The organism is Variovorax paradoxus (genome assembly GCA_016806145.1).
Classification (GTDB): domain Bacteria; phylum Pseudomonadota; class Gammaproteobacteria; order Burkholderiales; family Burkholderiaceae_C; genus Variovorax.
Genome location: CP063166.1, coordinates 4056392 through 4073781, shown reverse-complemented (window position 1 = coordinate 4073781; position 17390 = coordinate 4056392). Strand labels below are relative to the sequence as shown.

Sequence of the window (17390 nt, the reverse complement as noted above, 5' to 3'; positions counted from 1 at the left end):
CCTGGGACATGGCCCGCTGGCGGCCGCGGCGGCCCATCCGCCGCGGCCTCGAGGACCATTCTTCGTGGCCTCATTGAAGCGGCTTCGGCGCGGGGCTTCAAACGAGATCTTGGCGCCATTGCATGAGTGGTTGGAATGGGAGAGCGGGCCCCGCAAAGAAATTTGCCGCCCCGATTGCGAACCCTGGAAATACTGGATAAAAATACAGTTAACAGTTCCATCATGGGCCTTCCTTCCCTCGCCTCCCTCTCTCCCGCCGCCGGCCGCGGCGTCTGGCATGCCGACGAGCTCGGCAGCGCCGACGCGCAGGTCATCGGCACCGGCCATGCCGCGCTCGACGCGCAGCTGCCGGGCGGAGGCTGGCCGGTCGGCGCCATGAGCGAGCTGCTGCAGGCCGCGCCCGAGGACCATGTCTGGCGGCTGCTGCTGCCCGCGCTGGTGCAGTCGGTGGCGGCGCGCGGCGGCCCCGTGGTGCTGATCGGTCCGCCGCGCGAACCCTTCGGCGCCTCGCTCGCGGCCCATGGCCTGCGGCCCGAGGCGCTGATGTGGGTGCGCAGCGAGGCCGCGGCCGCGCGGCTGTGGGCGTGCGAGCAGGCGCTGCGCTGCGCCGAGGTGGGCGCCGTGCTGGCCTGGCTGCCGCAGGCGCGCGTGGGCGAGCTGCGGCGGCTGCAGCTCGCGGCCGCGCAGCACGAGGCGCTGCTGTTCGTCTGCCGGCCCGAGTCGGTGGCGCAGTCGGCCTCGCCCGCGCGGCTGCGGCTGCGCATCGCGCGCTGCGAGGCCGACCCGGCGCAGATCGAGCTGCACATCCTCAAGCGCCGCGGTCCGCCGCTGGCCGCGCCGGTGCTGCTGCCGGCGCGCGGCGAACGCATGGCGGCGCTGCTCGCGGCCGCGCGGCTGCGGCGCAAGCTGCGCGCGCAGCAGCAGGGCGTGGTTGCGGTGGAGGCGGTCGTCGACGCACCGCCGGCCGCGAACGTGGTGCGCATCGACGCATGGAAGGCAGGAGGCGCCAATGCACTGGATCGCCTTGCAGTGGTCGCTTGAGGCGCAGGCCGAGGCCGGTGCCGCCGCGGCCGATGCCATGCCCACCCCCGAGGCGCTGGGCTGGTGGGCGCTGCGCTACACGCCGCACGTCTGCTGGCTCGACGAGGCGCTGATGCTCGAGGTCTCGGCCTGCGAGCGCCTGTGGGGCGGGCGTTCCTCGCTGATGCGCCAGCTGCTCAACGAGAACCCCGCGCCCGCCGCCGCGCTGCGCGGCGCGCAGGGCGCCACCAGCCTCGAGGCGCTGGCGCGGCTGCGGCTGTTCGTGCGCGATGAGAAGCGGCCGCCCGAGATTCCCGCCGGCCTGCCGCTCGACACCCTGAGCGCCGCGCGCGGGCACCTCGATGCGCTCGCGCGGCTCGGTTGCCGCAGCTGGGGCGAGGTGGCGGCGCTGCCGCGCGGCGGGCTCTCGCGGCGTTTCGGCGCAGAGCTGCGCGCCGCGCTCGACATCGCCTGGGGCCTGCGCCCCGAAAGCCATGCCTGGCTCACGCTGCCCGACGTGTTCGAGCAGAAGCTCGAGCTGCCCGCGCTGGCCGAGACCGCGCCCGAACTCATGTGGTCGGCCAACCGGCTGCTGTCGGCGCTGCAGATCTGGCTGCGTGCGCGCCAGCGCGGCGCGCGCGCGCTCGAGCTGGAATGGACACTCGACCTCAAGCGCTTCAACGGCGTGAACCTGCCGCCGACCCAGCAGGTCGCGGTGCGCACCGCCGAACCCACGCAGGACCTCGCGCACCTGCGCCGCCTGCTGTCCGAGAAGCTTGCTCTCGCCACGCTCGCCGCGCCCGCGAGCTGGCTCAAGCTGCGCTCGCTCGAGACCGATCCGTGGGCCGGAGCGAGCACCAGTTTTCTGCCGGAGGACAACCGCAAGGGCGACAGGTTGCACGAGATGGTCGAGCGGCTGAGCGTGCGGCTGGGGGCGATGCAGGTGCTGGTGCCGCGGGCGCGGGCGGATCACCGTGCCGGACACACGCAGGCCTGGCAGCCGGCGCTGCGCAGCGTGCAGCCGGACCGCGCCGCGCCGCCCAGGGCCCGCAAGGAAGCGCAGGCCGAGGCCTCCCAGCCCGATGCCATCTATCCGCCCTGGCTGCTGCCCCAGCCCCTGCTGCTCGAGATGGACGGCGAGCGTCCTTGCTATGGCGGTCCGCTGAGCAGGCTGATCGGGCCGCAGCGCGTCGAGGCAGGCTGGTGGGGCGGCGAGGAGGAGGGCGGGCAGCCCGCGATGCGCGACTACTACGTGGCCGAAAGCGCCGAGGCCGGCTTGCTGTGGATCTTCCGCGAGCGGCCGCTGGCGCGCTTTTCCGCAGGTGAGGTGCGCTGGTACTTGCAGGGCTTCTATGCCTGAACTCAGCGAAAGGCAGATGCGCAACCGCCAGCCGGCACAGGTGCATGCGCTGCCGGCGCCCGCGAGGACCGCGCCGGTAGCGACGCTGCCGGGCTACGCCGAGCTGCACTGCCTCACGAACTTCAGCTTCCAGCGTGGGGCGTCGACGCCCGAGGAGGTGGTGGACCGGGCCTACCAGCTCGGCTATTCGGCATTGGCCATCACCGACGAATGCTCGGTGGCCGGCATCGTGCGCGCCTTCGTCTGCCTGCGCGACATGGAGCGCAAGCTCGCCGACTACGAGAAGAAGCATCCCGAAGAACCGCCGATCCCGCGCAACCCCGATTTCCGCTTGCTGTACGGCAGCGAGTTCCGCTTCGAGCGCTTCAAGCTCGTGGTGATCGCGAACGACACCGAGGGCTGGGGCAACCTCTGCGAATTCATCACCGCCGCGCGCACCACCGAACTGCCCAAGGGCGAGTACCGCGTGAGCTGGGAAGAGAGCGATGTGGCATCGCTGCAGCGTTGCCAGATCCTGTTCGTGCCGCACCGCCATCCGGGCCAGGACCTGGACACCGCCACGCTGCACGAAGACCTGATGGCCGCGAAGGCGCTCCATGGCGACAACCTCTGGCTGGCGCTGGAGCTGTTCAACGAGCTCGACGACGACCTGTGGTTCGTCGGACTGGTCCAGGCGAGCGAGCAGGCCGGTGTGCCGCTGGTGGCGGCCGGCGACGTGCACATGCATGCGCGCTCGTGCAAGCCGCTGCAGGACGTGCTGACGGCCGTGCGCGTGGGGCGTCCCGTGGCCGAGTGCGGCTTCGCGCTGCAGTCGAATGCCGAGCGGCATCTGCGGCAGCGCATGCGGCTGGCGGAGATCTATCTGCGCGACATGCTGGCGAACACGCTGGTGGTGGCGAATCGATGCCGCTTCGATCCGGGAGTGATCAGGGACAACTACAAGTACCCGCTCGAGACCCTGGGTTCCAGCGAAACCCCCGTTCAAACGCTGAGGCGCAAGACCTGGGAAGGCGCCGCGCTGCGCTACCCCGCTGGCGTTCCGGACAAGGTGCGCGAGCAGGTCGAGAAGGAGCTGGCACTGATCGTCGAGCTGAAGTACGAGATGTTCTTCCTCACGGTGGAGGACATCGTGAAGTTCGCGCAGTCGCAGCAGATCCTCTGCCAGGGTCGCGGCTCGTCGGCCAACTCCGCGGTGTGCTTCTGCCTCGGCATCACCGCGATCGACCCCGACAAGGGCACGCTGCTGTTCGAGCGCTTCCTGAGCCGCCATCGCAACGAGCCGCCCGACATCGATGTCGATTTCGAACACCAGCGGCGTGAAGACGTCATCCAGTACATCTACAAGAAGTACGGCCGCGAGCGTGCCGCCATCGCCGCGGTCGTCATCTGCTATCGCGCGCGCAGCGCGCTGCGCGACGTGGGCAAGGCCATCGGCATCGACGAGCGGCTGATCGACGAGTTCGCCAAGGACCACTACTGGTTCGACGAGACCGTGCTCGGCGAGCAGTTGAATGCGGCCTGCGCGCGTGTCGGCGTGCGGGAAGACACGTTGAAGCTCGTGCAGTGGATCGAGATGACGCGGCGCCTGCGCGGCTTTCCGCGCCACCTGAGCCAGCACGTCGGCGGCTTCGTGCTGACGCACACGAAGCTCACGCGGCTGGTGCCGGTGGAGAAGGCCTCGATGAAGGACCGCTCGGTCATCCAGTGGGAGAAGGACGACCTCGAGGCCATGGGCATGCTCAAGGTCGACGTGCTCGCGCTCGGCATGCTCAGCGCGATCAGGCGGGGGCTCGACCACATGAACCGCTGGCGGGGCTGGTCCAGGCAGATGCACCAGATCCCGAGCGACGATGCCAAGGTGTTCGACATGATCTGCGATGCCGACACCGTGGGCGTGTTCCAGATCGAGAGCCGCGCCCAGATGTCGATGCTGCCGCGCCTGAAGCCGCGCAGCTACGAGGACCTGGTGATCGAGGTCGCGATCGTGCGGCCCGGGCCGATCCAGGGCGGCATGGTGCATCCCTACCTCAAGCAGCGCGAACGCGTTGCCAAGGGCCTGCCCATCGTCTACGAGAAGGACGATCTGAAGCCCGCGCTGGAGCGCACGCTGGGCATCCCGATCTTCCAGGAACAGGTGATGCAGATCGCGATGATCGCGGCCGGCTTCTCCGCCGACGAAGCCGACCAGCTGCGCCGTGCCATGGCCGCGTGGAAGCGCAAGGGCGGACTCGAGGGCTTCCACGACAAGCTCGTGCAGGGCATGACCGGCAACGGGTACAAGGCCGAGTTCGCCGAAGCCATCTTCAAGCAGATCCTCGGCTTCGGCGACTACGGCTTCCCCGAAAGCCACGCCGCCAGCTTCGCGCTGCTGGTCACGGTCAGCAGCTGGCTCAAGTGCCACGAGCCCGCCTGCTTCCTCGCCGCCTTGCTCGACTCGCAGCCGATGGGCTTCTACAGCCCCTCGCAGCTGGTGCAGGACGCGCGCCGGCATGGCGTGGAGGTGCGGCCGGTCGACGTGACCTGCAGCGGGATCGACACCACGCTCGAGCCGCGCGCGGCCGATGCGCCGCGCGTGCCGTCGGGCACCGACATGCGCTATGCCGAGCGCCTGGGCCACGACGACCAGCCCGCGGTGCGACTGGGCCTGAACCGCGTCGCGAGCCTCAGCCAGGGCGGTGCCGAGCGTCTGCTCAAAGCCCGCGCGCAACAGGCCTTCACCAGCACCGAGGACCTCGCGCTGCGCGCCGAGCTCGACGGCAAGGACATGGCGGCGCTGGCCGCGGCCGATGCGCTGGTCTCGCTGTCGGGCCATCGGCGCCAGCAGATGTGGGATGCGACGGCACAACGGCGCGCGCCGGGGCTGCTCAAGGGCGTGCCGATCCACGAGGACGCGCTGGTGCTGCCCGCGGCGCCCGAGGGCGAGGAGATCGTCGGCGACTATGCGTCGATGCGCCTCACGCTGCGGCGCCATCCGCTCGCGCTGCTGCGACCGCGGCTGGCGCGCATGAACCTCCTGAGCGCCGAGCAGCTGCGCGCCATGCCCAGCGGCCACGTGGTGCGCGCCTGCGGCATCGTCAAGGGCCGGCAGCGGCCGCAGACCGCCAACGGCACCATCTTCGTCACGCTCGAGGACGAGACCGGCAACGTCAACGTGATCGTCTGGAACCACGTGATCGAGGCCTGGCGCGAGCCGCTCCTGAAATCGCACCTGCTCGCGGTGCAGGGCACCTGGCAGCGCGACGACGACAGCGGCGGCAAGGTGCAGCACCTGATCGCCACTGGCTTCAAGGACCTGACGCCGCTGATGGGCCGGCTCGCGCAGAGCAACAGCAGCCGGGATTTCCACTGACGCGATGACCGCATCCGCACGTTCCGTCCGTCTCTGCAACCGATCGCAACCGTTCGTTCGAGTCCTCGCCTCATCCACCGGATTTCGCTAACCTGTTCCTCACCATGTCCGCACTCGCCCTCGACCCCATCGTCGCCACGCCCATCGGTCCGCCGCCCCCCGCGCCCGACGTGCCCGTGGTGCCGCCACCGCCCGTCATGCCGCCCGGCCCGCCGCCCGAGGGCGATCCGCCGCCCGCGATGCCGCCCGTGACCGATCCCGGTTTTCCGCCGCCGGTGCAGGAGCCGCCGATGCAGACCGCGGTGTCGCTCGCGGCCTCGCTGGCCATTGCCACGGCTTCGGGCAGCGTGCCCTTCGGCAAGCTGCATGCGCGGCGCCTGCGCGAGATGTACCGCTCGGCCGGCTGGCCCTGCTGCGACGCGGTCGAGGTCGAATTGCTCGCGGGCGGCTTCCTCGAGCGCGTGCGGTCGGCGCAGGGCCACGAGACCCTGCGCGTGACCGATGCCGGCCTCGCGCGCATCGCCACCACGCTCACGATCAACCGCGCGGCGCTGTCGCCGCACGAAGCGCTGGTCGAACGCGTGGCGCGCGAGATGACGCGCGGCGGCCGCATCGCCTGGCGCGGCCTGAGCCTGCGCGCGAAGCTGCCGCCGGCGGAAGAGGGCGGCAAGGCGCGCTGGTGCATGGCCAGGCCCGATGTCTTCTCGATCCGAAACACCAGCGTCGAGGCCTATGCGCATCCGATCGTGCACGAGGTGAAGGTGAGCCGCGCCGACCTGCTGGGCGACCTGCGCAAGCCCGACAAGCGCGCGGCCTACCTCGACCTCGGCGGCGAGTGCTGGTACGTGCTGGGCAACGACGCGCGCGGCCGCTGCATCGCCACGCCCGAGGAGGTGCCGGCCGAATGCGGCGTGATGGTGCTCGAGGGCGAACGCCTCGTGGTCGCGCGTGCGGCGGTGCATCGCAGCTTCGAGCGCATTCCGTTCGCGGTGTGGCTCGCGCTCGCGAAGGCGCAGCCGATGGCGGGGTTCGATGAGGACGTGCAGGACCTGCTGGTCTGAGGTCCGAGGGGACGGCGCAATGGTTGCCGGTTCGGTGGCGTGAGGCGAGCGCACGGCGTGGATCTCGCCGGATGCCGTTCTTTCACTTTCGAACGCTGAGCGATTCAGTCCTCCTTCGGCCACCACTGCTGCGCCGTCGTCCGCAACACCCGCGCAGCCTGCGCCCTGATGTCGTGCGGATCGCCCTGTTCGTTGTGCCGCAGCACGCGGAACGGCCAGGTCGAGAGGCGTCCCGTGGCGCGCAGACGCGGGGTGGGTCGCGGGGCGGGCTGCGGCTGCGCGGGGCGTGAGAAGAAGAGGATGCGCGCAGCGGCTGCGGGCGGATTGGCGGTGGTCATGCGGTCGCCTCGAAGTTGTTCTTGGAGACGAGGCATTCTAGAGAAGTACTGTATGAACGTACAGTTGAAAGTCCTTCTCCGAAGCCCGCGCGGATGGGGAATTCCTATCGCGCGAAGGCCCCGCGCCGCGCCAAGAAAAAGGGGCTCCGAAGAGCCCTGAAATCCCCATCATGAAACCGTCAGTTCAGCGGCAGGCGCAGGTAGCTGCCCTTCAGCGGCTGCTGCCCCACGCCCGGCTTGCTCCAGTCGCACACGCCGGCCGGGAAGATGGTCTTGAGCCGCGTCTCCTCGGCACCGCTGAAGGTCGCCGTGTAGTCGGCCATCGCGACCGGCTTGAGCTGGCACTTGAGCACGTCGTTCACGAGCGGCGAACCGGCCACGATGCGCGGCGTGCTGAAGCGCGGATAGACCACGTTGCACTTCGCGGCCGGGTCCTGCGACGCGACCTCGTCGATGCGCTTGTTGCTCTTGTCCCAGCAGGCATCGTTGGCGCCCGCGGGCTTGTTGCGCACCACCTTGTCGGTCGAGGCCGCGGCGCTGTCGGCCGCCATGTTGTCGAGCCACTTGTTCATCAGGTCGATCGAATCGCCCACGTAGCTGAGGATCGAGGTCGACGAACCCAGCGTCCAGATGATCTGGTTGTCGCTGCGGCCGTTGGCGCGCTGCAGCCGCGCGCGGATGATCAGGTCCTGCAGCGTGTCGTGGATGTCGCCGGTCGCATCGGCATTGCCGCGCTGCGTGATGATCGGGATGTTCGCGAGGCCCGGGCCCGAGAAGCTGTTCTTGAAGCCGCCCGAATAGGTCGCCTCGAGCGCACCGGCATCGGCCTGCGAGCGTGCCGCCTGCACGTTGCCGTCGCGGTCGTAGCCGCCGACCTTCTCGTTGAGGTCGAGGAACTCCTTCACCGAGATCGTGCCCTTGTTGAGCGCGGCCAGGCCGTACTGCACGCCGATGTTGTCGATCGGGCGACGCGCCTCCTGCGTGCCCGGGCGCTTGCCCAGCAGGTTGACGTTGGTCTGGAACAGGTCGCAGCGCACGCCGTTCGGGTTGGTCGCGCGGTTGAACACGTTGGCCGCATTGCCGGGCTCGAGGAAGCCGCAGCCCACCGCGTTGTCGGACTTGATGATGCTTGCGAAAGACCCATCCCAGTTGTCACAGGTGCCCTGGTTGAAGCCATTGACCGCGACCTTCTTGGCCGGCGTCCAGGTCGCCATGTCGAGTCCGTAGACGTTGTTGAGCAGCCGGCACTCCATCACCTCGGGCATCAGCGTCTCGGGGAACGAGACGATCGGCTGGATGCCGTCGAGCAGCCCCGGATAGAGCTGCGCGATCAGGTACTGCTGGATCGCGCCGCCCGAGCCGCCGATGCCCGCGGTCCACTTCGGCACTTCGCCGAATTCCTCGATCACGTGCTCCTTGATCATCATCAGCGTCTCGCCCTGCAGGTGCGGGTTCGCATGCTGGTTGTTCCACAGCTCGGTCGAGTTGAAGAAGGCGAAGCCGCGCGACAGGTAGATGTCGGCGATCGGGTCGAGGATCGACTCGATCGGATGCACGCCCTGGTTGTACTGGGCCGAGCCGCAGCAGTCGAAGTAGGGCACCAGCTTCTTGTTCCAGCCCTTGCCGGGCTTCCAGGTGGCGGGCGCGTCCTTCGCCGGGTTGTCGAGCACCGCGAGGCGGTACACGCCGCGGTTGATGGTGCCCGACTCCACGCGCACGATGTAGGGCACGGTGACGCCGTCGTTGGTGGTGGTGTCGGCCAGGTCGGCCGGGCGCGTGCCGGTCGGGTCGGCCAGCGGCTTGAAGCTGCCGGCCTTGCTGCGGTAGTACCAGACCACCTGCGTGGTGGCCGAGCAGTTGGCGTCGAGCGCCACGCCCAGGCCGTTCTGCACCGTGCGGCATTCGTACGGCGTGATGTGCGGGCCCGAGAGGATCGGGCCCGTGATCGGGTAGTTGACCAGCTTGAGTTCGGTGCGCTGCTCGGGCTTGTCGGCGTTGGTCACGACGATCAGGTTCTCCTTGCCGGTGGCCGAGGTCGGGTCCTCGGCGAGGCCCGTGAGCAGGCCGCGCAGCGTGCGCGTGGCGGCATCGCGCGTGCTCAGTTGCGCGCTCACGTCCTTGCCGTTGAGGCTCACGCGCACCTTGTCGGTGGTCACGCCTTCGGGCGCGCGCACCTCGAGCAGCGTGTCGCCGCCGCTCACCATCTCGGGCCTGGACGACAGCGTGCGCACGTCGAAGGCGGCCGGGGCGGGCGGCGGCGCGGCCGGCGGCGGCGGCGCGACCGGCAGGAACACCGCGCCGCTGTCGGAGCTGCCGCCGCAGCTGGCGAGCAGCGCGGCCGCGGCGATGGCCAGTGCCGCGACGGAGCCGGCGCGAAGGGCCGGCCACGGAGAAACCCGCTTGCGCGAGGCGTGAGGGATGGCGAACATGAGGTCTCCTGTGTTGGTGTCGATCTCCACAAAGATTAAGGAGCGGCACGCGGCACCACGGTCGTTGCGACGACAGATGAGGCGTGAATTGCTACAGGTAATCCCTGATACCCCGCAGCCCGCGGCCTGCCTCGAAGGCATGGTGCGGCGCTCCCGGTGGGCGGCCGGTCTTTCTTCTTCCGATCTCGAGCGCGTGCTGGGCGGCATGCAGGAGCGCCAGTACGCGCGCGGTGCCTGCATCGCGGGCGCGGGCCAGCTGGTCGAGCACTGGATGGCGCTGATCGACGGCTTCGCGAAGATGTCGGTGGCCTCCGAGGACGGCCGCGTGTCGACGCTCACGGGCGTGTCGGCGGGCGTCTGGTTCGGCGAGGGGTCGCTGTTCAAGCACGAGGCGCGTCGCTACGACGTGTTCGCGCTGCGGCCCACGCGCGTGGCGCTGATGCCGCGCCGCACCTTCGACTGGCTGCGCGAGACCAGCGTGCCCTTCAACCACTACCTGCAGGAGCTGCTCAACGCGCGGCTGAGCCTGTTCATCGGCGCGCTCGCGCACGAGCGCCTGCTCGACACCGACGCGCGCGTGGCCAACTGCCTCGCGAGCCTGTTCAACCCCGAGCTCTATCCCGATGCGCCGCGCCACCTGCAGGTGGGGCAGACCGAGATCGGCCTGCTCGCCAACGTCTCGCGCCAGCGCGTGAACGTCGCGCTGCAGCGGCTGCAGGCGCTGGGGCTGATCCGGCTCGAGAAGCGCGGCCTCACGGTGCTCGACCTCGCGGGACTGAGCAACTACCGCGTGTCCTACGACGGCCCCGCGCTGGCCGAGGACGCGGCGTCGGCACGGCGCGCCTGAAGCGCCGCGGCGAACGCCACGCAAGCGCGCCGGGCCGGGTGCCAAGGCGGGCTGTTGACTAAAAATGAATTCTTTTTGCTACAGTTCGGCGATGAAATCCCCGTCAGACGCCGCCGCAGCCCTGTCCGAAGACCTGGGCGAGGTGCTTCGGAAACACGGCGTGCAGGCGGCGCTGCGCTGCCTCAACGCCGAGGTGCCGCACCGCTACACCGCGGTCTTCGTGCTCGACGGCGATCTGCTGCGCAATGTCTACATGGTCGACAAGCTCGGCGAGGCGCGCCCCGAACAGCTCGCCGTGGTGCCGCTGGGCAACAGCTTCTGCCAGTTCGTGCTGCGCGACGGCCGCCTGTGCACCGAGGATTCGCGCGAGGAGCGGCTGCTCGACGGCAGCCCCTACCAGGGCATGGTGATCGCCTACCACGGCGTGCCGCTGACCCATGGCGACGGCCGGCTGGCCGGCACGCTGTGCCATTTCGATCTGGTGCGCCAGAGCCTCGGCGACGCGCAGTTCGAGCGGCTGCAGCAGGCCGCGCGGCTGCTGTCGGACCACGTGCTGCGCGCCGCCTCGCCGCGGCTGCCCGATCAGCCCGGCGCGACCGCGTAGCTTTGATAGGTGCCCTTCAGCGGCACCTGCCCGACACCCGGCTTGCTCCAGTCGCACACGCCGCTGGAGAACACGGTGCGCAGCCGGGCGAGCTGCGTGGGCGTGAGGGTCTGGGCGTAGTCCGACGCCAGCACCGGCTTCAGCTGGCACTTGTTGATGTCGTTCGTGAGCGGCGCGCCGGCCTGCTGGCGCGGCTCGCCATGCAGCGGGTACATCGTGGCGCAGGTGCCGGTGGCGCCGTAGGCCGGCGATTCCTCGTACTTGGTGCCGCTGCCGTCGAAGCAGGCGTCCACCGCGGCCCGGGGCTTGTGCGCCACCACCTTGTCGGTGGTCAGCGGCGCCGGGTCGGCCGCGATGCCGTCGAGCCACTGCGTCATCACGTCGAGCGACAGCGCGGCCAGCGGATAGCCGGTGCGCGGGCCGACCCAGATGACCTGGTTGTCGATGCGGCCGTTGGCGCGCTGCAGCCGCGCGCGCACCACCAGGTCGCGCTCGTGCGAATGGATGTCGCCCGAGGCGTCGTTGTAGGTGCGCGAATGCAGGATCGGCACGAAGGCCAGGCCGCCGCCGCCCGAGTTGACCAGCCCGCTCGCATAGGCGCGCTCGAGCGCGAGCGCATCGCCCACGGTGCGCTGCGGCACCGGCTTGCCGTCCTTGTCGTAGCCGCCGACCTTCTCGTTGAGCGTCACGAACTCCTCGGCGCTGATCGCGCGCTTGTTGAAGGCTTCGAGCCCGTACTGCACGCCGACGTTGTCGAGCGGGCTGCGCGCGAAGCCGGTGATCGGGTCGCGGCCCATGATGTTGGTGCGCATGTCGGAGGTGGTGCAGCGCGCGCCGGTCGGGTTGTTGATCGGGTCGTAGACCTTCGAGACGTCCTTGAGCGCGCAGCCGGGCGCGTTGGTCGCGACGATGGTGTTGACGAAGCTCAGGTCCCAGGCGCGGCAGGTGCCGTTGGTGAAGCCGTCGACCGCGGTGCGCTTGGCATTGGTCCAGGTCGCGGTGTCGGCCTTGTAGACGTTCTCCAGCAGGCGGCAGTCGGCCACGTGCAGGCTGCCGTCGGGGAAGGTCAGCGAGGGCTGCAGGCCGTCGAGCAGGCCCGGATAGATCTGCGTGATCACCAGCTGCTGGATCGCGCCGCCCGAACCGCCCGAGCCGGCCGTCCAGCGCGGCACGCCGTAGGTCTCGATGAAGCGCTCCTTCAGCATCATCAGCGTCTCGCCCTGCAGCACCGCGTTGCCGCGCTGGCCGTTCACCAGTTCGGTCGAGATCATGTAGGCGAAGCCGCGCGACAGGTGCAGGTCGCTCAGCGCATCGGTGGCCTGGTTCACGCCCTGGTTGTACTGCGTGCCCGCGCCGCCGCCGAAGCTCACCACCAGCCGGCCGTTCCAGCCCGCGGCGGGCTTGTAGCCGGTGGGTACCGCGGTCTCGGCCGTGGGGTCGTCGAGCAGCGCGATGCGGTAGATCGTGCGGCCCACCGTGCCCGAGTCCACGCGCACGATGTAGGGCACCGTCTTGCCCTCGATGGTCGTGGTCTGCGCCAGGTCGGACGGACGCGCGAGCGGATCGGCCAGCGGCTTGAAGCTGCCGGCCGGCGTGCGGTAGAAGTAGTCGTTGCGCCGCGTCGCCGAGCAGTTCGCATCGAGCGGCGTGCCCATGTTCGATTCGACGGTGCGGCATTCGTAGGGCGTGAGCAGCGCGCCCGCGAGGATCGGGCCGGTGTCGGGATAGTTGGTGAGCACCAGTTCGGCATTCGAGGACGCGCGGCCCTCGGCGCTCGCCTTCACCGCCAGCGTGTTGGCGCCCGTGGCCAGGCCCTTGACCATGCCGCGCAGGCTGCCGCTCGCATCGCGTGCGAACTGGGCCGTCACCGGCTTGCCGTTCAGCGTGAGCTCCAGCCCCGAGGCCGTCGCGCCCGCGGGCGCCTTCACCTCGACCAGCGCATCGCCACCGCTCACGAACTGCGGCTTCGAAGACAGCACCGTGATCGAAGCCTTGTCGAGCGCCGCCGGTGCCGAGGGCGGTGGCGAAGCCGGCACGACGGGGATGAAGCCCCCGCCGCCGCCACCGCCATCGCCGCCGCAGGCGGCCAGCAGCGCCGCGCAGGCGATGCCGAGGGAAAGGATGCGTGCCGGCCGCGCAAGCGGCGGCGCGGTTCGCGTCGAACCGAGCGTTTGTCTCATGGTGTTCTTCTTTCGTGGGACGGATGATGTCGACGCGCACGGCCTGATCGAGCCCTCGCCGCACGGCGTCGGCTTCACTCTATGCAGCGCATGCGGTCCCGTGTTCTCCGATCGCGCCAACTTCATTTGCCAATCACGCCATGCACATGCCTCTTGCAGCGAGATCCGCTGCATCGAACTTCGCGGGCCGGCCCACCTTGCCGATCTCGTACGTCAGGGATTTCCTCGAGGGACTGCCGATCGATGCGCCGACGCTGCACGGCATGCTGCACCTGGCCACGATCTCGCCCACCTTGCTCGCGCAGCGGCATGGCCGCGTCACCGAGGAACAGTTCGCCGAGCTGTTCCGCAGCGTGGCGCTGCACATGGACGACGAGATGCCCGGCCTCTATGCGCGGCCGCTGCGCTGCGGCACGCTCAAGGTGCTGAGCATCCTGATGCTCGATGCACCGACCCTGCAGGTCGCCATCAAGCGATGGATGCAGTTCAACCGCGTGCTCGACGACGGCTCGGTGTTCACCCTGCATCGCGACGAGCACGAGGCCGTGATCCGCATCGATGCCTATCCGCGCCAGGCCCGCAGCGCGCGCCTGGTGCAGGAGCTGCACATGAAGCTGGTGCACGGCCTGTGCTCGTGGATCATCGGCGCGCGCATCGAACTGCAGCGCATCGACTTCGGCTTCGCGCGGCCCGACGACGCGGCCGACTATCTGTTCATGTTCCCCGGCCCCGCGCGCTTCGAGCAGCCCGTGACCGCGATGGTCTTCGACTCCAAGTACCTCGACCGGCCGGTGCGCCGCCGCTCCGGACTCGAGTTGCGCGAGCTGCTGCATCGCGCGCCGCTCGACTGGCTGTTCGTGCCGCCGAGCGCCGACAGCGTGGCGCACCGCGTGCGCGGCTGGCTGCAGGCGCGGCTCGGCGAGGACTGCGACATCGCCCATGTGGCGGGCGCCTTCGGCCTGTCGGCGCGCACGCTGGTGCGGCACCTGCAGGCCGAGGGTGCGACCTTCCAGGAAATCAAGGACGCGCTGCGCCGCGACGTCGCCATCGAGCGGCTCACGCGCGGCTCGGAGCCGCTGATCTCGATCGCATCGGACCTCGGCTTCTCCACGGTGGCCGCCTTCCACCGCGCCTTCCGGCGCTGGACCGGCGGCACGCCGGGGGACTACCGCGAAGGCGGCGAGGCGACGGAGCGCGGCTTCGCGCGCGAGGCGCGGACCGCGAAGACCGCGCTCGCGTACCGCGAGGGCGCGCACGCATGATCGACCTGCCAGGCCACGTGCTCGTTCTCACCGGACCGCCCGGCGCGGGGAAGACCACCACCGCGCGCGCCCTCGTGTCGGCGATCGCCGAACCCGTGGTGCACCTGCATGCCGACGACTTCTGGCACTTCATCCGCAGCGGCGCCATCGCGCCCTATCTGCCCGCCGCGCAACGGCAGAACGAAGCCGTCGTGGGCGTGCTCGCGGAGGCGGCGCAAGGCTATGCACGGGCCGGCTTCTTCGTCATCGTCGACGGCATCGTCGGGCCGTGGTTCCTGCCGGCCTTCCGCGGCCTGGAGGTGCCGCTTCACTACGCGGTGCTGCGGCCGGTGCTCGACGAGGCGATCGTGCGCTGCCGGGAGCGAGGCGGCGACACGCTCACCGACCCGGGGCCCATCGGCGAGCTGCATGCGCAGTTCGCGGCGCTCGGGGCGCTGGAGCCGCATGTCATCGAGACTGCCGGGCAGTCGCGGGACGACACGCGGAGCGCGGTCGTGAAGAGACTGGGAGACGGCTCGCTGCGCCTCCCGCCGCTTCAGGGCGCGTAGGCCGCCGAGCGGCAGGGCGCGCCGCCGCACACGTCGACCACCTTGCCGGTGCTGCGCAGGAACTCCGACTTCTGCTGCCGCGCGGCCGGCGTGGCGCGCGGATCCTCGTGCGGATCGCTGCCGGCCGTGGGCGCGAGGTTGTCCTGCGGCGGGGGCGGCAGGCGGCCCGGACCGCTGTCCCACACCACCATCGCGGAGCCGTCGTAGCCGCCGGCGCCCAGGTCCATGCACGAGAGCTGGAAGTAGGGCTGCGCGTCGGGATGGCGGCCGCTGGCCGTGGCCGGGCAATAGAGCCTGGCGCCGATGGTGCGCGCCTCGACCTCGGCCGACCACATCGTGACCTGGTGGTCGCCGAAGGCCACGTGCATCAGCACCTTGTGCGCGGGCGTGCCGGGCAGCGGCTTGTCGGTCATCGCCTGCGCATAGCCGTTGGCCTCGGCGCGGTCCCACAGCGTCTGCCACAGCGAGAAGATGAACTGCTGGTCGAGGCTGTCGGGGTAGGCGGCGTAGACCATGGTCGCGAACTCGGGGAAGTCCGCGCTGCGCTCGAGCAGCAGCGAGTAGTTCATGCCGGGCACGCCGAGCACGCCGCGGTGGATGTCCTGCGCCACGCTCATCAGCATGCCGCCGAGGATGCCGCCCTGGCTGTTGCCGTCGTAGAACAGCTCGCTGGTGTCGAGCACGCTGCGCGGGGTGGTGCCCATCTGGAAGGCGGCATTGCTGCCGAAGCCCTTGGCGCTTTGCATCGCGCGGCCCAGCATCAGCATGTTGAGCACGCCCTGCTGCGTGGTGTCGAAGGGCACGCGCGCGTTCGACAGGTCGAAGAAGCCGAACACCGAGGGCACGATCTCGGTCTGCGAGAAGCCGTACCAGTTGGTCGCGCAGAACACGAAGTTGTGCTCGTTGCTCATGTCCTTCACGTTGCTGGCGTTGACCTCGGTCGGCTTGCCGAACAGGCCGTGGCCGTACAGCGAGATGCGCGCGGGGTTGATGCTGCCGACGGGGTTGAGCGCCGCGCGCGGGATGTTGCAGATGAAGGGCACGGTGAGCGTCGAGTGGCCGTCCCACACCGGCGTGTCGTACACGCCCGGCGTGGCCGAGGCGTAGCGGAAGGTCTCCAGCGGCAGCGGCTTGTCGCCGAGCGTGTCGAAGGCGGCCTTGACGGCCGGCACCGACAGCGCGCCGCCGCCCAGGTAGGGCGCCACCGCGGCGATCACCGGCGTGATGTCGGCCGTGCCGGCCGTGGGGGCCGCCACGAAGCTCGGCACCGTGAGCGTGCCCTCGATGTGGCGCGCGATGCGCGCGTCCTGCGCGGGCGTCAGGTCCTGCACCGTCGTCACCTTGAAGCCGGGCGTGCCGTCGGTGAGCGCCGCGAAGCCGGCATCGCGGATCGCGAGCATGCGGCCCGTGATGCTGCGCTGCGAACCGACGGTGAAGTCCCAGGCCAGGTAGAGCGGATCTCGCGATACGCCCGCGCGCTGCAGCGTGGCGAACAGGCTTTCCATGTGCGCGCGGCGATCGTTCACGAAGCCCAGCGCGCTCTCGTGGCGGTCGCGGTAGATGCGGAACGCGGGCCCGGCCTCGATGGTCTTGCCGGCGGCATCCTTCATGTTGCGCATCGCCACGATGTAGCGATGGCCCCACTCGAGGTTCTTCGCCACGCGGATGTTGAGGCTCTGGCGATCGGGCGCGCTGACGTTGTTCTTGTCGAGCTCGACCCAGATCAGCTTCTGCTCGAGCGTGTCGGCATCGATCAGCACCACGGGCGCGTCGGCCTTCAGCGAGGCCGAAAGGTCGCCGATGCCCGGCGCGCCGGTGCGCGCGAGGTCCACGCCCGGCACGCGCGTCACGATCATCGCGCCCGGCGAGAAGCCGTCGTTGCGGTTCCATTCGGTGGTGTCGATCGGCTTGTTGCGCACCACCTCGCTGCGCGGCATCGAGGCCGTCTGCAGGTTCAGCCGGCGGCCGGTGTCGGTGCTGGCATCGGCCACCGTGTAGTAGTCGTTGGGAAACGGCAGCATGCAGTGCGCGGGATCGAGGAAGTCGCAGCGCTGCGCCGTGGTGGCCGTGTCGGCGGGCAACTGGCTGTCGATGCTCGCGAGCATCGGCGGGTCGGTAGGCGGCGGGTTGCCGGTGCCGGGGCCCGACGGGGGCGGGAAGCCGGCGAAGCCGAAGCTGGAGCCTCCACCGCCGCCGCCGCAGCCGGACAGCGCCGCCATCGTGGCCAGCAGCGCCGTGCCGGCGAGCAGGCGCCAGCGCGTCGGGTGGATGAAGGGTGGGCGCGCAGGGGCCTGCGCTCGATCGGGCATCGGCATGGGTGTTCGTCTCCGTCGTGTTGTTGGAATGCGGCTCGCGCACTCTACGGAGGCGTTGCGCCGTGCGCCATTGGCAA

12 protein-coding genes are annotated in these 17390 nt (G+C 70.1%); 8 read left to right on the top strand and 4 right to left on the bottom strand.

Annotated elements, in window-relative coordinates:
• The first annotated feature begins 222 nt into the window (after positions 1-222).
• From imuA to INQ48_19125, 4 genes are all read left to right on the top strand, one after another.
• Positions 223-1041 carry a translesion DNA synthesis-associated protein ImuA gene (imuA, locus tag INQ48_19140; GenBank protein QRF55507.1) on the top strand — a complete coding sequence of 273 codons (819 nt, stop codon included), beginning with the start codon at positions 223-225 and terminating at the stop codon, positions 1039-1041.
• Positions 1010-2380: a DNA polymerase Y family protein gene (locus INQ48_19135; GenBank protein QRF55506.1), complete on the top strand. Its 1371-nt coding sequence runs from the start codon at positions 1010-1012 to the stop codon at positions 2378-2380. The genes imuA and INQ48_19135 overlap by 32 nt, the downstream gene beginning before the upstream one ends.
• The gene (locus INQ48_19130) at positions 2373-5729 is read left to right on the top strand and encodes an error-prone DNA polymerase (protein QRF55505.1); all 3357 of its coding nucleotides are present in this window, start codon (positions 2373-2375) and stop codon (positions 5727-5729) included. The genes INQ48_19135 and INQ48_19130 overlap by 8 nt, the downstream gene beginning before the upstream one ends.
• 104 nt (positions 5730-5833) lie before the next feature.
• Entirely contained in the window at positions 5834-6790 is a 957-nt protein-coding gene (locus INQ48_19125) for a hypothetical protein (GenBank protein ID QRF55504.1), read from the top strand.
• A gap of 104 nt (positions 6791-6894) precedes the next feature.
• Here INQ48_19125 and INQ48_19120 read toward each other — a convergent pair whose 3' ends face one another.
• Together INQ48_19120 and INQ48_19115 are read right to left on the bottom strand one after the other, a co-directional pair.
• Positions 6895-7128, bottom strand: coding sequence for a hypothetical protein (locus INQ48_19120; protein QRF55503.1), 234 nt, complete (start codon positions 7126-7128; stop codon positions 6895-6897).
• A gap of 179 nt (positions 7129-7307) precedes the next feature.
• A complete protein-coding gene (locus INQ48_19115) occupies positions 7308-9557 on the bottom strand; it encodes a hypothetical protein (protein QRF55502.1) in 2250 nt (749 codons plus the stop codon).
• A gap of 76 nt (positions 9558-9633) precedes the next feature.
• On the opposite strand from INQ48_19115, the gene INQ48_19110 reads away from it, so the two are divergent.
• Complete coding sequence (locus INQ48_19110) at positions 9634-10404, top strand: Crp/Fnr family transcriptional regulator (GenBank protein QRF55501.1); 771 nt, start codon at positions 9634-9636, stop codon at positions 10402-10404.
• Positions 10405-10495: 91 nt separating this feature from the next.
• Positions 10496-11008, top strand: a complete 513-nt coding sequence (locus INQ48_19105) for a GAF domain-containing protein (GenBank protein ID QRF55500.1) — start codon at positions 10496-10498, stop codon at positions 11006-11008.
• Here INQ48_19105 and INQ48_19100 read toward each other — a convergent pair.
• A complete protein-coding gene (locus INQ48_19100; GenBank protein ID QRF55499.1) occupies positions 10987-13188 on the bottom strand; it encodes a hypothetical protein in 2202 nt (733 codons plus the stop codon). The genes INQ48_19105 and INQ48_19100 overlap by 22 nt on opposite strands.
• Before the next feature lie 140 nt (positions 13189-13328).
• On the opposite strand from INQ48_19100, the gene INQ48_19095 reads away from it, so the two are divergent.
• The gene (locus tag INQ48_19095) at positions 13329-14450 is read left to right on the top strand and encodes an AraC family transcriptional regulator (protein ID QRF55498.1); all 1122 of its coding nucleotides are present in this window, start codon (positions 13329-13331) and stop codon (positions 14448-14450) included.
• Complete coding sequence (locus INQ48_19090; protein QRF60801.1) at positions 14450-14998, top strand: AAA family ATPase; 549 nt, start codon at positions 14450-14452, stop codon at positions 14996-14998. The genes INQ48_19095 and INQ48_19090 overlap by 1 nt, the downstream gene beginning before the upstream one ends.
• Here INQ48_19090 and INQ48_19085 read toward each other — a convergent pair.
• Complete coding sequence (locus INQ48_19085) at positions 14986-17313, bottom strand: hypothetical protein (protein QRF55497.1); 2328 nt, start codon at positions 17311-17313, stop codon at positions 14986-14988. The two genes, INQ48_19090 and INQ48_19085, sit on opposite strands and share 13 nt — an antisense overlap.
• Positions 17314-17390: the final 77 nt, after the last annotated feature.

What these genes read in the sequence shown, in the direction of transcription:
- INQ48_19120 (QRF55503.1), bottom strand. Translation starts at nt 7,128, where the DNA reads ATGACCACCGCCAATCCGCCCGCAGCCGCTGCGCGCATCCTCTTCTTC.
- INQ48_19135 (QRF55506.1), top strand. Translation starts at nt 1,010, where the DNA reads ATGCACTGGATCGCCTTGCAGTGGTCGCTTGAGGCGCAGGCCGAGGCC.
- INQ48_19115 (QRF55502.1), bottom strand. Translation starts at nt 9,557, where the DNA reads ATGTTCGCCATCCCTCACGCCTCGCGCAAGCGGGTTTCTCCGTGGCCG.
- INQ48_19100 (QRF55499.1), bottom strand. Translation starts at nt 13,188, where the DNA reads ATGAGACAAACGCTCGGTTCGACGCGAACCGCGCCGCCGCTTGCGCGG.
- INQ48_19105 (QRF55500.1), top strand. Translation starts at nt 10,496, where the DNA reads ATGAAATCCCCGTCAGACGCCGCCGCAGCCCTGTCCGAAGACCTGGGC.
- INQ48_19125 (QRF55504.1), top strand. Translation starts at nt 5,834, where the DNA reads ATGTCCGCACTCGCCCTCGACCCCATCGTCGCCACGCCCATCGGTCCG.
- imuA (QRF55507.1), top strand. Translation starts at nt 223, where the DNA reads ATGGGCCTTCCTTCCCTCGCCTCCCTCTCTCCCGCCGCCGGCCGCGGC.
- INQ48_19085 (QRF55497.1), bottom strand. Translation starts at nt 17,313, where the DNA reads ATGCCGATGCCCGATCGAGCGCAGGCCCCTGCGCGCCCACCCTTCATC.
- INQ48_19130 (QRF55505.1), top strand. Translation starts at nt 2,373, where the DNA reads ATGCCTGAACTCAGCGAAAGGCAGATGCGCAACCGCCAGCCGGCACAG.
- INQ48_19110 (QRF55501.1), top strand. Translation starts at nt 9,634, where the DNA reads ATGAGGCGTGAATTGCTACAGGTAATCCCTGATACCCCGCAGCCCGCG.
- INQ48_19095 (QRF55498.1), top strand. Translation starts at nt 13,329, where the DNA reads ATGCACATGCCTCTTGCAGCGAGATCCGCTGCATCGAACTTCGCGGGC.